The organism is Pseudomonas migulae (assembly GCF_043225285.1).
Taxonomy (GTDB): Bacteria; Pseudomonadota; Gammaproteobacteria; order Pseudomonadales; family Pseudomonadaceae; genus Aquipseudomonas; species Aquipseudomonas migulae_C.
This window is the reverse complement of sequence record NZ_CP171224.1, coordinates 3,828,341-3,843,240: the sequence shown is the minus strand read 5'-3', so window position 1 is coordinate 3,843,240 and position 14,900 is coordinate 3,828,341. Positions and strand designations below refer to the sequence as shown.

The following is a 14,900-nucleotide window of genomic DNA, read 5'->3' as shown; positions in this document are numbered from 1 at the left end:
GATGCCGACTGATATACCGCTTTCGCGAGCAGGCCCGCTCCTACAGGGGGATCGTGGTCACCGATCATCACCTATGGACTTGATAGCTGGAGTCATTGAGGCCAACCCCCTAGAATCGCCCCACGATTAAAGGAGACGACTTCATGCTGATGGTGATTTCCCCCGCCAAGACCCTCGACTACGAAACACCGCCGGCGACCCAGCGCTTTACCCAGCCGCAGTACCTCGACCATTCCCAGGAGCTGATCCTGCAGTTGCGCGACCTGACGCCGGCGCAGATCAGCGAGCTGATGCACGTCTCCGACAAGATCGGCGGGCTCAACGCCGCGCGTTTCGGCAGTTGGACCCCGGCGTTCACCCCGGAAAACGCCAAGCAGGCCCTGCTGGCCTTCAAGGGCGACGTTTATACCGGCCTCAACGCCCAGACCTTCAGCGAAGCCGATTTCGATTACGCGCAACAGCACCTGCGCATGCTCTCCGGCCTGTATGGGCTGCTGCGTCCGCTGGACCTGATGCAGCCATACCGCCTGGAAATGGGCACCAAATTGCCCAACGCCCGCGGCAAGGACCTGTATGCCTTCTGGGGCACGCGGATCAGCGAATGGTTGAACGAAGCGCTGGCCGATCAAGGCGATGACGTGCTGCTGAACCTGGCGTCCAACGAGTATTTCTCGGCGGTGAAACGCAGTGCCCTGAACGCTCGCATCATCAACACCGATTTCAAGGACCTGAAAAACGGCCAGTACAAGATCATCAGTTTCTACGCGAAAAAGGCCCGGGGCATGATGAGCCGCTTCGTCATCGAAGAACGCATCAACGACCCGGCCGCCCTCAAGCAATTCGACGTTCAAGGCTATCGGTACAGCGCGGAACAGTCGAAACCGGACAACCTGGTGTTTCTTCGCGATCACGCACCCGAATAACGCACCGGATCGGCGCACGACAGCAAAATCCCCGTCGTGCGCCACAGCCTGATCGTCCAACAATTCCCCGCCCCAATCGCCAATATTCCGGCGCCAAAATAACAGCAGTCATTTTTCTAACTTTAGTTTCACTCGACTTGCTGCATTTTTTTCAGTAGTGGCACTGAAAATTTTTATCGGTAGTGGCACAAAACTATCGCCTGCGGTTATCACCCCGTGTAACAAGGGTGAAACAGCAAGTGCCATCAATTTGAAAGTAGTGCCATCTTTCTCAATATTTCAAGAAATTTCAAAAATCGCGATGGGCGGACCGGAACTATGTCCAAATGCGTAGCTCATACCACCGGTAACGATTATCTCTGAACATGTACGAGATAACTTACGCAGAGAAGAGATCACGTAGCGAAGTTGTCACATTAACTCCGGCTACATAATCCCTGATTTGGGCAACATATGAAGGACAGGAGATAACGCATCATTACTATCCCCTACACGGCCAAGGCTGCGCCCCTATAAACGTGCTCACCTGAGCACCCAACCGCTTGATTTACGGGCTTCCGGCCTGGCATTGAGCGCGCAAGACTTTTGCACGAAGCACCTCTACCCGAGGACTCGGCTGCATAACAGGGCAAGTCATAATAATAAGGCCTAGTTGCGCACACCTTGAGTGCACTTATTTAGACACTCGGAACTTAGTATGCCTGTACACGGCATTGTGGCGCCTGATCGCCGCACTTCCGAGTGCACTATGACCGCTGAACACCATTAACTCCGGCCATCTAATGGCTTGTGAAAACAGTCTAGTTAACGAGAGGTAAATGCGATGCGCATCAGCATATTTGGTTTGGGTTACGTCGGTGCAGTGTGTGCCGGTTGCCTGTCTGCACGGGGCCATGACGTGGTTGGCGTCGATGTTGCCAAGGATAAGATCGACATGATCAATTCCGGCAAATCGCCGATCGTTGAACCGGGTCTGGGCGAACTGCTGGCCAAGGGCATCGAGACTGGCAAACTGCGCGGCACGACCAACTTCGCCGAGGCGATTCGTGACACCGACCTGTCGATGATCTGCGTCGGTACGCCGAGCAAGAAGAACGGCGATCTGGAACTGAACTACATCGAAGCGGTATGCCGCGAGATCGGTTTTGTCCTGCGTGACAAGACCACCCGCCACACCATCGTGGTGCGCAGCACCGTTTTGCCGGGCACCGTCGCAAACGTTGTCATCCCGATTCTCGAAGACTGCTCCGGCAAGAAAGCCGGTGTTGATTTCGGCGTCGCCGTTAACCCTGAGTTCCTGCGTGAAAGCACCGCGATCGCCGACTACGACCTGCCACCGATGACCGTTATCGGTGAGTTCGACAAGGCGTCCGGCGACGTTCTGCAATCGCTGTACGAAGAGCTCGACGCGCCGATCATCCGCAAGGACATCGCCGTTGCCGAGATGATCAAGTACACCTGCAACGTGTGGCACGCCACCAAGGTGACCTTCGCCAACGAGATCGGCAACATCGCCAAGGCGTGCGGCGTCGATGGTCGTGAAGTGATGGAAGTGGTCTGCCAGGACAAGACGCTGAACCTGTCCCAGTACTACATGCGCCCAGGTTTCGCCTTCGGCGGTTCGTGCCTGCCGAAAGACGTGCGCGCCCTGACCTACCGCGCCGGTTCCCTGGACGTGGAATCGCCGCTGCTGAGCTCGCTGATGCGCAGTAACGAGTCCCAGGTGCAGAACGCCTTCGACATCGTTTCCAGCCACGACAAACGAAAAGTCGCCCTGCTGGGCCTGAGCTTCAAGGCCGGCACCGATGACCTGCGCGAAAGCCCGCTGGTTGATCTGGCAGAAATGCTGATCGGCAAAGGCTACGACCTGAGCATCTACGACGCCAACGTCGAATACGCCCGTGTTCACGGCGCGAACAAGGACTACATCGAATCGAAGATTCCTCACGTCTCGTCCTTGCTCAACTCCGACTTCGACGAAGTGATCAACAACTCCGACGTGATCATCCTCGGCAACCGTGACGAGAAATTCCGCGCCCTGGCGCAGAACGCTCCGCACGGCAAGCAAGTGATCGACCTGGTCGGCTTCATGTCCAAAGCCACCAGCGTGAGTGGCCGGACTGAAGGCATCTGCTGGTAACCGGCGGGTTGTAAGCGCTTCGCGCTGATCGCCAGCAAGCCGGCTCCTACAAAAACTGGAGCCGGCTTACCGGCGAAGGCGCCCGCAAGGACGCCGCAACCTTCGGCATTTACGCCTGCCTTAACCCCATCGGGCCACCCAACAGGCTCGCCCGAGATCGAGACGGATGCAGATTATGCACAGGCTAAAGCACGGCCTACTCCAGGCCGCCGGTTGGCTGTTTTACTTAAGTATTTTGATGGGCATCGCCATGGCGTTGCCTGTGTCCACGTTCGACTCCGAGTCGAAGGACTTCATTTTCCTGATCGGTATCGTCGGTATCTGGCGCTACTCGATGGGTGCCACGCACTTCCTGCGCGGCATGCTGTTTCTGTACGTGGTCTACCCGCACCTGCGGCGCAAAGTGCGCAAGCTCGGTAAAGCGGCAGACCCGTCCCACGTGTTCCTGATGGTCACCAGTTTCCGTATCGACGCGCTGACCACCGCCCAGGTCTACGCCTCGGTGATCCGCGAAGCGATCGACTGCGGCCTGCCGACCACCATGGTCTGCTCCATCGTGGAAATGTCCGATGAGAAGCTGGTGAAAAGCCTCTGGACCAAGATGAATCCACCGGAGCGCGTCAAGCTCGACTTCGTGCGCATTCCCGGCACCGGCAAGCGTGACGGCCTGGCCTACGGTTTCCGCGCCATCTCCCGTCACCTGCCGGACGACCGTGCCGTTGTCGCGGTGATCGATGGCGACACCGTGCTCGCCGAAGGCGTCGTGCTCAAGACCGTGCCGTGGTTCCAGCTGTTCGGCAACGTCGGCGGCCTGACCACCAACGAGTTCTGCGAAGTGCGCGGCGGCTACATCATGAGCGAATGGCACAAGCTGCGTTTCGCCCAGCGCCACATCAACATGTGCTCGATGGCCTTGTCCAAGCGCGTCCTGACCATGACCGGCCGCATGTCGGTGTTCCGCGCCACCGTGGTCACCAACCCGGACTTCATCGCCGACGTGGAAAGCGACTCGCTGCAACACTGGCGCCTGGGCCGCTTCAAGTTCCTCACCGGTGACGACAAGTCGAGCTGGTTCAGCCTGATGCGCCTGGGCTACGACACGTTCTACGTGCCGGACGCGGCGATCCACACCGTGGAACACCCGCCGGAAAAGAGCTTCATCAAGGCCAGCCGCAAACTGATGTTCCGCTGGTACGGCAACAACCTGCGCCAGAACTCCCGCGCCCTGGGCCTGGGGATGAAACGCCTCGGCCTGTTCACTTCGGTGGTGCTGTTCGATCAGCGCGTGTCGATGTGGACGTCCTTGCTGGGCCTGACCGTCGCGCTCATCGCGTCGTTCAAGTACGGCACCGCGTTCATCCTCGTTTACCTGCTGTGGATTGGCATCACCCGCCTGATCCTGACCCTGCTGCTGTCCTGCTCCGGTCACCGGATCGGCCCGGCTTACCCGGCGATTCTCTATTACAACCAGATCGTCGGCGCGCTGGTGAAGATCTACGTGTTCTTCCGCCTCGACCAACAGTCCTGGACTCGCCAGCCCACTTCCCTGACCCGTGATCTCGCCAGCTTTCAACGTTGGTTCAACACCTGGTCGTCTCGGACCATGACCTTCTCCGCCGGCAGCATCTTTGTCGCCGTGCTGCTGATGATGGTCTGACCGCCCCCTTATTGAATTAACCAGGAAATCGCCCCTATGAATACCGCCGTCAACGCCAACGTAGTGCATGAATCCGAAGCCCAGCGCCAACACGCCCGAGTGAAAATTCCGGCCAAGCTGCGCTTCTTCGGTCCGGACCGTACCCCGGTCGAAGCGCGAGTGATCGACCTCTCCGCCGGTGGCCTGGCGTTCAACGCCGGCCAACTGCCCCTGAAGAACGGCGACGTGTACAAGGCTCGCCTGCAGTTCGTCATCGACAACCTCGGCCTGGCCATGGACGTCGAACTGCAAGTGCGTTCCTACGATCGCCAGACCGGCCGCGTCGGTTGCCAGTTCCAGAACCTGGAACAGCAAGACATCTCGACCCTGCGTCACCTGATCACTTCGCACCTGGCCGGCGACATCGTCAGCATGGGTGAAGTGCTGGCGACCCTGCAGCGCGACAACTTCACCAAGGCGCGCAAGCAAAAGGACGGCGGCAGCGGAATGAGCGCGTTCGGTCGTCTGCGCGCCGTGACCTTCAGCCTGGCGATTTTCCTCGTCGGCCTCGCGGCATTCGGTTTCATTTTCAAATCGGTGTACGGCATGTACTTCGTCAGCCACGCCCAGGCCGGTCTGGTCAGCGTGCCGGGGATGAACATCACCATGCCGCGCGACGGCACCGTGCAGAGCCTGATCAAGGCAGACGGCGTCGCCGCCAAAGGCGCGCCGCTGGCGACCTTCAGCACCAGCATGCTCGACGTGCTCAAGGGCCATCTTGACGACAATCAACTGCAACCGGCCAAGGTTGAAGAACTGTTCGGCAAGCAAATGACCGGCACCCTGACCTCGCCGTGCGATTGCACCGTGGCGCAGCAACTGGTCGCCGACGGCCAGTACGCCAGCAAGGGCGATGTGATCTTCCAGCTGGTGCCGCGCAACAGCGAAGCCAACGTCGAAGCGCGCTTCTCCTATCGCCAGTTCGGCGACGTGCGTCCAGGCACCAGCGTCAACTTCCAGATTGCCGGCGAAGACAAATCCCGCACCGGCAAGATCGTCAGCAGCACCAGCCTGAAAAGCGCCGACCTGTCGTCCGACATCCGCGTGCTGATCCAGCCGGACGAGCCGCTGGACAGCAAGTTCGCCGGTCGCCCGGTTGAAGTGAACAGCGACCGTGGCCCGAACCTGAACTGGCTGATCGATAAAGCCATGGCTTCTGGCCTGTAAGCGGAGGACATGCCTGTGACCATCATAAAAATCCTCAACACTCCGCAGACCCTGTGGGAGCGAGCCTGCTCGCGATGGGATCAGCGCGGTCTGTCTGATGTACCGAGTTGCCAGCATCGCGAGCAGGCTCACTCCTACATGGGCGCGGTGTGTGCTGTTGCTTTGGCAGTCAGCCTCGCCGGTTGCGCCGGCCTGCCCGACCAGCGCCTGGCGAATGAAGCCCTGAAACGCGGCGACACCGCGCTGGCGCAGCAGAACTACAAGCAACTCGCCGACCTCGGTTACAGCGAGGCCCAAGTGGGTCTGGCCGATATCCAGGTCGACAGTCGCGACCCGGCGCAGATCAAGCAGGCCGAGGCGACTTACCGCGCCGCGGCCGACGTTTCGCCACGGGCCCAGGCTCGCCTGGGTCGCCTGTTGGTGGCCAAACCCGGCTCCACCGAAGCCGAACAGCACGAAGCCGAAACACTGTTGAAAAAAGCCGCGGCCAATGGCGAAGGCAACACACTGATCCCGCTGGCCATGCTGTACCTGCAATACCCGCACAGTTTCCCGAACGTCAACGCGCAACAGCAGATCAGCCAATGGCGCGCCGAAGGCAAACCGGAAGCCGGCCTGGCCCAGGTGCTGCTGTATCGCACCCAGGGCACTTACGACCAGCACCTGGACGAAGTCGCGACCATCTGCAAAGCCGCGCTGAACACCACCGACATTTGCTACGTCGAACTGGCCACGGTTTACCAGAAACAGGCCAAACCAGAGCAACAAGCCGAGCTGATCAAGCAGATGCAGGCCGCGCATACCCGCGGCACCGTGTCCGCCCAGCGCGTTGACAGCGTTGCCCGTGTATTGGGCGATGCGAGCCTGGGCAAGACCGACGAAAAAACCGCTCAGTCGCTGCTCGAAGACATCGCCCCCGGCTACCCCGCTTCCTGGGTCAGCCTCGCGCAATTGCTCTACGACTTCCCGGAACTCGGCGACGTCGACACGATGATGAAGTACCTGGAGAACGGTCGCGCTGCAGACCAGCCGCGCGCTGAACTGTTGCTCGGCAAGCTCTACTACGAAGGCAAATGGGTGCCGGCCGACGCCAAAGTTGCCGAAGCGCATTTCCAGAAAGCCGTCGGCAAGGAAGTCGCCGCCGATTACTACCTCGGCCAGATCTACCGCCGCGGTTACCTGGGCAAGGTCTATTCGCAAAAAGCCCTTGATCACCTGCTGACCGCTGCGCGCAACGGCCAGAACAGTGCCGACTTCGCCATCGCCCAGCTGTTTTCCCAAGGCAAGGGCACCAAGCCCAATCCGCTGAACGCTTATGTCTTCAGCCAATTGGCCAAGGCCCAGAACACCCCGCAAGCCACCGAGCTTGCGCAAACACTCGAAGCCCAACTGCCGCCTGCCCAGCTCGCCGAGGCCCAACGCCTGTTGAAACAAGAACAGGCCGTTCGCGGAGCCTTGAGCCAGAACACGCTGGAACTGCATGCCCTGCAAGAAGAAGACGGCGAGGAATCCCTATGAAGTTGAATCCATTCGTGAAGGCCGGTATTGGCCTGACCTGCGCCTTGCTGTGGTCGTGCCCGACCCTCGCGGCATTGACCGACGCCAAGAATTTCGGCCTCGAAGTGAAAGTTACCGGCCAGTCCGAAGACGATCGTGACCTCGGCACCGCCAGCGGTGGCGACGTCAACGGCGTAGGCCTCGACCTGCGTCCTTGGGTCTATGGCGAAAGCGGCGCGTGGAGCGCCTACGCCATGGGTCAGGCGGTGACGTCCACCGACATCATCGAAACCGACACCTTGCAGCAGTCCGACAGCGACGGCACCCAGACCACCGACAACGGTGATCGCAAGACCAAGAAAAACTACCTGGCGATGCGCGAATTCTGGGTCGGGTACAGCGGCCTCACGCCATACCCGGGCGAGCAGTTGAAGCTGGGTCGCCAACGCCTGCGCAACGACGATGGCCAATGGCGCGACACCAACATCGAAGCCCTGAACTGGACCTTCGACACCACCCTGTTGCGCGCCAACGTCGGCGTCGCCGAACGCTTCAGCGAATACCGCACCGACCTGAAAGAACTCGCCCCGAAAGACAAGGATCGCCTGCACGTCTACGCCGACGCGGCGTATCAGTGGACGCCGGGCAACTGGGTCGGCATTCGCGGTCACCACACCCACGATGACGGCAAGCTCGACTACCCGGAACCGGGCGTGGCCGGCGACTCGCTGGACAAGAAACAGAACGGCGACATCAGCTGGCTCGGCCTCACCGCCGACAGCGACGCCTACAACTATCGCAACACCAACACCGTCAATTACTGGGGCAGCATCACCGGCATGAGCGGCGACACCGACACGGTGAATCAGCTCAACGCCGACGGTACGCGTCCGACCGAAGCCAAGCGCGGTGAAGACCTCAACGGCTGGGCCACGGATGTCGGCGTGCGCCTGCGCCTCGATCCGCAATGGCAAGTCGGTGCGGCCTATGCCCGCGCCAGCGGTGATTACGAACAGAACGGCCTGGAAAGCAACCGCTCGAACTACACCGGTACGCGTTCGCGAGTGCACCGTTTCGGCGAAGCCTTCCGTGGCGAAATGAACAACATGCAAACCGCGACGTTGTTCGGTTCGTGGATGCTCAACGACGAATACGACGCCAGCCTGATCTACCACAAATTCTGGCGTGTCGACGGCAACAAGCCGGTCGGCAGCAACGGCATCAACGCCGTCGAGAACGACACCGATCCGACCGGCGCGATTCTCTCCAGCACCTCCCTGCCGCTGGAAGATGGCAACAAAGACCTCGGCCAGGAAATGGACCTTGTGGTCACCAAGTACTTCAAGCAAGGCCTGTTGCCTGCTGCGCTGAGCCAGTCGATCGACGAACCGTCGGCCCTGGTGCGCTTGCGTGGCGGTGTATTCAAGCCAGGCGATGCCTACGGCAAAGAAGTCGACTCGTACATGCACCGCGCGTTCATCGACGTGATCTGGCGCTTCTGATGCAAACCGCTAAGGGAGTTCCTGACATGAACAGTCCGAAGAGAGGCTCATTGAGCGTGCTGGCCGGCGCGATGCTGCTGGCCAGCTCGGCCGCCTTCGCCAACGTGGAACCGGCCAAGCCGGTCACCGTGGCCAAGGAACTGCAACAGGCCAAGACCTACACCGTCAGCAGCGCGCCGACCGCGCCGCTGGACATACCGAAACCCGAACTGCCGGACACCTCCGGCTACACCGCCGAAGCCGTCGCCGCGAAAATCGTGCGCACCAAGGCCGGCAAAATCAGCGTGCGCCGGATGATGCAGGAGAACGCGCTGAAGGACTTCATCGGCGGCGACAACAAGATGGCCGAGTGGGTGGTGCGTCAGCACGGTATCCCGCAGGCGATCTTCATCGACGACGGCTACATGAACCTCAAGGACCTGGCGAAGAAACTGCCCAAGCAGTACTTCAGCGAAACCTCGCCGGGCGTGTTCCTGGCGAAGTTGCCGATCGTGGTCGGCGAGAAAGGCATCCTCGAAATCGACAAGCAGACCCAGGAATTGCGTCTGTCCCAGGAAGCCGGTTCGTTCCTGGTGAACGACGGCCAGCTGTTTGTGCGTGACACCAAGATCACCGGCTGGCGCGAGAAGGACAACGGCCCGGCGACCTTCAAGTCGCCGAAGGAATTCCGCCCGTTCCTGCTGGCCTGGGGCGGCACCCAGACCTACATCGCCAACAGCAAGATGGCCAGTTTCGGCTACGCCAACAGTAAGTCCTACGGCGTGAGTATTTCCCAGTACACGCCGAACATGGCCAAGGTGCTCAAGCGTCCCGAGCCGAGCGGCTGGATCATCGGTTCCGAGTTCTCGGACATGTGGTACGGCTTCTACTGCTACGAAACCCGCGACTTCGTGGTCAAGGGCAACACCTACAAAGACAACATCGTCTACGGCATCGACCCCCATGACCGTTCGCACGGTCTGATCATCGCCGACAACACCGTCCACGGGACCAAGAAGAAGCACGGGATCATTATTTCCCGTGAGGTCAACGACAGTTTCATCTTCAACAACCGCAGCTACGACAACAAGTTGTCGGGCCTGGTGATCGACCGGAACAGCGTCAACAACATCATTGCCTACAACGAGATCTACAAGAACCACACCGACGGCATCACCCTCTACGAGAGTGCCGACAACCTGTTGTGGGCCAACAAGGTGATCAGCAACCGTCGCCACGGCATTCGTATTCGTAACAGCGTGAACATCCGCCTCTACGAAAACCTCGCCATGGCCAACGGCCTGACCGGCGTGTACGGCCACATCAAGGACCTGAGCGACACCGACCGTGACATCAAGCTCGACCCGTTCGACGCACAGGTGTCGCTGATCATCGTCGGCGGCGAACTGGCCGGCAATGGCAGCGGCCCGCTGTCCATCGACTCGCCGCTGAGCGTCGAGCTGTATCGCGTGTCCATGCTCGCCCCGACCAAATCCAGCGGCATCAGCTTCAACGGGATCCTGGGCGAGCGTCAGGATGAAATTCTCGACCTGCTGGTGCGCCAGCAGAAAGCCGTGCTGATCGACCCTGTCGAACGCCAGACCGAAATGCGGGACTGAGGATAATTTTATGCACCCACACTTGATCAAATTACTCAGCCTGTCGGCCCTGACCGCCGGCATTCTCGCGGCCAGCACCGGCGCTCGCGCCGACGAAGTCCAGGCACCGAGCTTCAACGCCGAACCGTGCTGCAACCTGTGCCCCGAAGCCCACGACGCGAAGAACTACACCACGCGTTATCAGCAGAACTTCACCACGCTGGTGCAGGCTCAGGGCGACTGGCTGTTCCGTACCCAGGAAGATTTGCGCACCGAATTCGACACCACGCCGGCCGGCTACAAACGCATGAAAGAACTGCACGATGCGTTCAAGAGCAAAGGCGTGGAACTCGTTGTTGTCTATCAGCCGACCCGTGGCCTGGTGAACCGCAACAAGCTCAATCCGGAAGACAAGGCCAAATTCGATTTCGACAAGGCACTGAAGAACTACAAAACCATGCTCGGCCGTTTCGCCGCCATGGGTTATGTGGTGCCGGACCTGTCGCCGCTGACCAACGAATCGCTGCCCGACACCCTGCCCGCCCACGACTTCTACTTCCGCGGCGACCAGCACTGGACGCCGTATGGCGCCCAGCGCACGGCGAAAATCGTCGGCGAGAAAATCAAGCAACTGCCTGAATTTGCCGGGATTCCGAAGCGCGAATTCGAGAGCCACAAGTCGGGTCGCATGGGCAAGACCGGAACATTGCACAACATGGCCGGTCAACTCTGTGGCACCAGCTACGCGATCCAGTACATGGATCAATTCACCACCGAGCCGAAGGGCGAAGCGGCGGATGGCGATCTGTTCGGCGACTCCGGCAACCCGGAAATCACCCTGGTCGGCACCAGCCACAGTGGCAAGAACTACAACTTCGCCGGTTTCCTCGAAGAGGCCATCGGCGCCGACATCCTCAACGTGGCGTTCCCCGGCGGTGGCCTGGAAGGTTCGATGCTGCAGTACCTGGGCAGCGAAGAGTTCCAGACCAAGCCGCCGAAGATCCTGATCTGGGAATTCTCGCCGCTCTACCGCCTCGACCAGGAAACCATCTACCGCCAGATGATGGCGCTGCTGGACAACGGTTGCGAAGGCAAGGATGCACAAATGACCGGCAGCAAAACATTGAAGCCGGGCAAAAACGAACTGATGGTCAACAGCAACAACCTGAACCTGCAGAACAGCAGTCACCAGGTCGACATCCGCTTCGCCGATCCGTCGGTGAAAACCCTGCAAGCCACCCTCTGGTACATGAACGGTCGCCACGAGGACATCAAGATCGAAAAACCGGAAACCTCCGACACCGACGGGCGTTTCGCCTTCGAGTTGCGCACGGACGAAGACTGGGCCTCGCAGAATCTGCTGGCCGTCGAAGTTCAGGGCCCTGAAGCAGGTGCCGCGCCACAGAAGGTCGAAGCGAAAATCTGCAAACGTAACGTATTCCCGGGCGCTGGGCTAAAGACCGCCCAAGCCGGGCAATGAGGTTCATATGCAAACCCGAACTTTGAAAAGATTTCTCGCGCCTTCCCTGCTGACCCTGGCGATGTTCGCCGGCGCCACGCAGGCCGCCGCGCCACTGCGTCCGCCCCAGGGTTACTTCGCGCCGATCGAAAAACTCAAGACCGGCGACAAGGCTGACAGCTGCGACGCGATGCCGACGCCGTACACCGGCTCGCTGCAATTTCGCAGCAAGTACGAAGGCTCCGACAAGGCCCGTTCGACCCTGAACGTGCAGTCGGAAAAAGCCTTCCGCGACAGCACCGCCGACATCACCAAACTCGAGCGCGGCACCAGCAAACGCGTGATGCAGTTCATGCGTGACGGTCGTCCGGAACAGCTCGAATGCACCCTGAACTGGTTGACCGCCTGGGCCAAGGCCGACGCGCTGATGTCCAAGGACTTCAACCACACCGGCAAGTCCATGCGCAAATGGGCACTGGGCAGCATGGCGTCTTCGTACATTCGCCTGAAGTTCTCCGACTCGCATCCGCTGGCCAACCATCAGCAAGAGTCGCAGTTGATCGAAGCCTGGTTCAGCAAAATGGCCGACCAGGTGGTCAGCGACTGGGACAACCTGCCGCTGGAAAAAACCAACAACCACTCGTACTGGGCCGCCTGGTCGGTGATGGCAACGTCCGTCGCGACCAACCGCCGCGACCTGTTCGACTGGGCCGTGAAGGAATACAAGGTCGGCGCCAATCAGGTCGACGCCGACGGCTACCTGCCGAACGAACTGAAGCGCCAGCAACGCGCCCTCGCCTACCACAACTACGCGTTGCCGCCGCTGGCGATGATCGCCAGTTTTGCTCAGGTCAACGGTGTGGACCTGCGCCAGGAAAACAACGGCGCGCTGAAACGCCTGGGTGATCGAGTGCTCGCCGGGGTTAAAGACCCGGACGAATTCGAGAAGAAAAACGGCAAGGACCAGGACATGACCGACCTCAAGGTCGATTCGAAATTCGCCTGGCTCGAACCGTTCTGCTCGCTCTACACCTGCTCGCCGGATGTGCTTGAGAAAAAGCACGGAATGCAGCCGTTCAAGACCTTCCGCCTCGGGGGTGACCTGACCAAGGTCTACGACCCGGCGAACGAGAAAGGCAACAAAGGCTCCTGAGAACAGACACAAATCCTGTGGGAGCGAGCCTGCTCGCGATTGCAATCTGACATCCAACAAAGATGTCGACTGACACACCGCCATCGCGAGCAGGCTCGCTCCCACAGAGGTCGGTGTCGAGTTTGAGTTTTGTGAGTTGTCCCCCCGGTTTTTGGTGGGGGGTTTGGGGGGGCTGCGGCCCTTGACTGTTGGTTAAACATGGAGAGACCGGGATGGTATTTTCATCCAACGTGTTCCTGTTTTTGTTCCTGCCGATCTTTCTCGGCATGTACTACTTGAGCGGAATACGCTATCGCAACCTGCTGCTGCTGATCGCCAGCTACGTGTTCTATGCCTGGTGGCGCGTGGACTTCCTCGCGCTGTTCGCAGCGGTCACGCTGTGGAACTACTGGATCGGCCTCAAAGTCGGCGCCGCCGGCGTGCGGACCAAACCGGCCCAGCGCTGGCTGCTGCTCGGCGTGGCTGTCGACCTGTGCATCCTCGGCTACTTCAAGTACGCCAACTTCGGCGTCGACAGCATCAACGCGATGATGACGTCGGTCGGTCTGTCGCCGTTCATCCTGACCCACGTGTTGTTGCCGATCGGTATCTCGTTCTACATCTTCGAGTCCATCAGCTACATCATCGACGTCTACCGTGGCGACACCCCGGCAACCCGCAACCTGATCGACTTTGCTGCTTTCGTGGCGATCTTCCCGCACCTGATCGCCGGGCCGGTATTGCGTTTCCGCGACCTCGCCGACCAGTTCAACAACCGCACCCACACCCTCGACAAATTCTCCGAGGGCTGCACGCGGTTCATGCAGGGTTTCATCAAGAAGGTCTTCATCGCCGACACCCTCGCGGTGGTGGCTGACCATTGCTTCGCCCTGCAAAACCCGACCACGGGCGATGCCTGGCTCGGCGCGCTGGCGTACACCGCGCAGCTGTATTTCGACTTCTCCGGCTACAGCGACATGGCCATCGGCCTGGGCCTGATGATGGGTTTCCGCTTCATGGAAAACTTCAAGCAGCCGTACATCAGCCAGTCGATCACCGAGTTCTGGCGTCGCTGGCACATCAGCCTGTCCACCTGGCTGCGTGACTACCTGTACATCACGCTGGGCGGTAACCGCAAAGGCACGCTGATGACCTATCGCAACCTGTTCCTGACCATGCTGCTCGGTGGTCTGTGGCACGGCGCGAACATCACTTACATCGTGTGGGGCGCGTGGCACGGCATGTGGCTGGCGATCGAAAAAGCCCTGGGCTTGAACACGTCGCCACGCAGCATCAACCCGATCCGCTGGGCGCTGACCTTCCTGCTCGTCGTCATGGGCTGGGTGATCTTCCGCGCCGAAAACCTGCACGTCGCCGGCCGTATGTACGGCGCGATGTTCAGCTTCGGCGAGTGGTCCCTGTCGGAACTCAACCAGGCCAGCCTCACCGGCCTGCAAGTGGCGACTCTGGTGGTGGCGTACGCAACCCTGGCGTTCTTCGGCATCCGTGATTTCTACAGCAACCAGCCGCCGGTCAAGACCAAACCGGTCGTCAACGTCGAGGCCGACGGCCCTGCCGCTGCGACACCGGGCATGATCAAGGCCGTCCCGGGCGACAACCCGGCCAGCATCCATCAACCGGGCTACACCGTCGGCGTTGAAGCCACCGTGCAACCGGCCTACTGGACGACGGACTGGTCCCGCTACGTGATGCGCGCACTGATTCTGCTGCTGTTCATCGCATCGATTTTCAAACTCTCGGCGCAAAGCTTCTCGCCGTTCCTTTACTTCCAGTTCTGAGGGATCTG

Annotated in this window: 10 protein-coding genes; all 10 read left to right on the top strand. The window is 60.1% G+C overall.

Features of this window, described 5'->3' with window-relative positions; genetic code table 11:
* Positions 1 to 143: 143 nt before the first annotated feature.
* The 10 genes from yaaA (at position 144) to ACF6ZU_RS17500 (ending at position 14,892) form a co-directional block, all read left to right on the top strand.
* Positions 144 to 923, top strand: coding sequence for a peroxide stress protein YaaA (gene yaaA / locus ACF6ZU_RS17545; RefSeq protein WP_150631903.1), 780 nt, complete (start codon positions 144 to 146; stop codon positions 921 to 923).
* A gap of 823 nt (positions 924 to 1,746) precedes the next feature.
* Positions 1,747 to 3,063 (top strand): nucleotide sugar dehydrogenase, encoded by a 1,317-nt coding sequence (locus ACF6ZU_RS17540; RefSeq protein WP_392885478.1) that lies wholly within the window; start codon positions 1,747 to 1,749, stop codon positions 3,061 to 3,063.
* Positions 3,064 to 3,238: 175 nt separating this feature from the next.
* Positions 3,239 to 4,720 (top strand): mannuronan synthase, encoded by a 1,482-nt coding sequence (alg8, locus tag ACF6ZU_RS17535; RefSeq protein WP_392885477.1) that lies wholly within the window; start codon positions 3,239 to 3,241, stop codon positions 4,718 to 4,720.
* A gap of 36 nt (positions 4,721 to 4,756) precedes the next feature.
* Positions 4,757 to 5,926, top strand: a complete 1,170-nt coding sequence (locus tag ACF6ZU_RS17530; protein ID WP_392885475.1) for a PilZ domain-containing protein — start codon at positions 4,757 to 4,759, stop codon at positions 5,924 to 5,926.
* Positions 5,927 to 5,941: 15 nt separating this feature from the next.
* Complete coding sequence (algK, locus tag ACF6ZU_RS17525; protein ID WP_392885473.1) at positions 5,942 to 7,444, top strand: alginate biosynthesis TPR repeat lipoprotein AlgK; 1,503 nt, start codon at positions 5,942 to 5,944, stop codon at positions 7,442 to 7,444.
* Complete coding sequence (locus ACF6ZU_RS17520; RefSeq protein WP_392885472.1) at positions 7,441 to 8,925, top strand: alginate export family protein; 1,485 nt, start codon at positions 7,441 to 7,443, stop codon at positions 8,923 to 8,925. Before algK ends, ACF6ZU_RS17520 begins: the two co-directional genes overlap by 4 nt.
* A gap of 26 nt (positions 8,926 to 8,951) precedes the next feature.
* On the top strand, positions 8,952 to 10,523 hold the full coding sequence (gene algG / locus ACF6ZU_RS17515) for a mannuronan 5-epimerase AlgG (RefSeq protein WP_392885470.1): 1,572 nt from the start codon (positions 8,952 to 8,954) through the stop codon (positions 10,521 to 10,523).
* 10 nt (positions 10,524 to 10,533) lie between these two features.
* Positions 10,534 to 11,982: an alginate O-acetyltransferase gene (locus tag ACF6ZU_RS17510; protein WP_392885469.1), complete on the top strand. Its 1,449-nt coding sequence runs from the start codon at positions 10,534 to 10,536 to the stop codon at positions 11,980 to 11,982.
* A gap of 7 nt (positions 11,983 to 11,989) precedes the next feature.
* The gene (locus tag ACF6ZU_RS17505; RefSeq protein WP_392885468.1) at positions 11,990 to 13,114 is read left to right on the top strand and encodes a mannuronate-specific alginate lyase; all 1,125 of its coding nucleotides are present in this window, start codon (positions 11,990 to 11,992) and stop codon (positions 13,112 to 13,114) included.
* 212 nt (positions 13,115 to 13,326) lie between these two features.
* Positions 13,327 to 14,892, top strand: a complete 1,566-nt coding sequence (locus ACF6ZU_RS17500) for an MBOAT family O-acyltransferase (protein WP_392885467.1) — start codon at positions 13,327 to 13,329, stop codon at positions 14,890 to 14,892.
* Positions 14,893 to 14,900 lie beyond the last annotated feature (8 nt).

Bases quoted from the DNA above. Each gene is read 5' to 3' on its own strand.
- yaaA (WP_150631903.1), top strand. From the start codon at position 144: ATGCTGATGGTGATTTCCCCCGCCAAGACCCTCGACTACGAAACACCG.
- ACF6ZU_RS17540 (WP_392885478.1), top strand. From the start codon at position 1,747: ATGCGCATCAGCATATTTGGTTTGGGTTACGTCGGTGCAGTGTGTGCC.
- alg8 (WP_392885477.1), top strand. From the start codon at position 3,239: ATGCACAGGCTAAAGCACGGCCTACTCCAGGCCGCCGGTTGGCTGTTT.
- ACF6ZU_RS17530 (WP_392885475.1), top strand. From the start codon at position 4,757: ATGAATACCGCCGTCAACGCCAACGTAGTGCATGAATCCGAAGCCCAG.
- ACF6ZU_RS17520 (WP_392885472.1), top strand. From the start codon at position 7,441: ATGAAGTTGAATCCATTCGTGAAGGCCGGTATTGGCCTGACCTGCGCC.
- algG (WP_392885470.1), top strand. From the start codon at position 8,952: ATGAACAGTCCGAAGAGAGGCTCATTGAGCGTGCTGGCCGGCGCGATG.
- ACF6ZU_RS17510 (WP_392885469.1), top strand. From the start codon at position 10,534: ATGCACCCACACTTGATCAAATTACTCAGCCTGTCGGCCCTGACCGCC.
- ACF6ZU_RS17505 (WP_392885468.1), top strand. From the start codon at position 11,990: ATGCAAACCCGAACTTTGAAAAGATTTCTCGCGCCTTCCCTGCTGACC.
- ACF6ZU_RS17500 (WP_392885467.1), top strand. From the start codon at position 13,327: ATGGTATTTTCATCCAACGTGTTCCTGTTTTTGTTCCTGCCGATCTTT.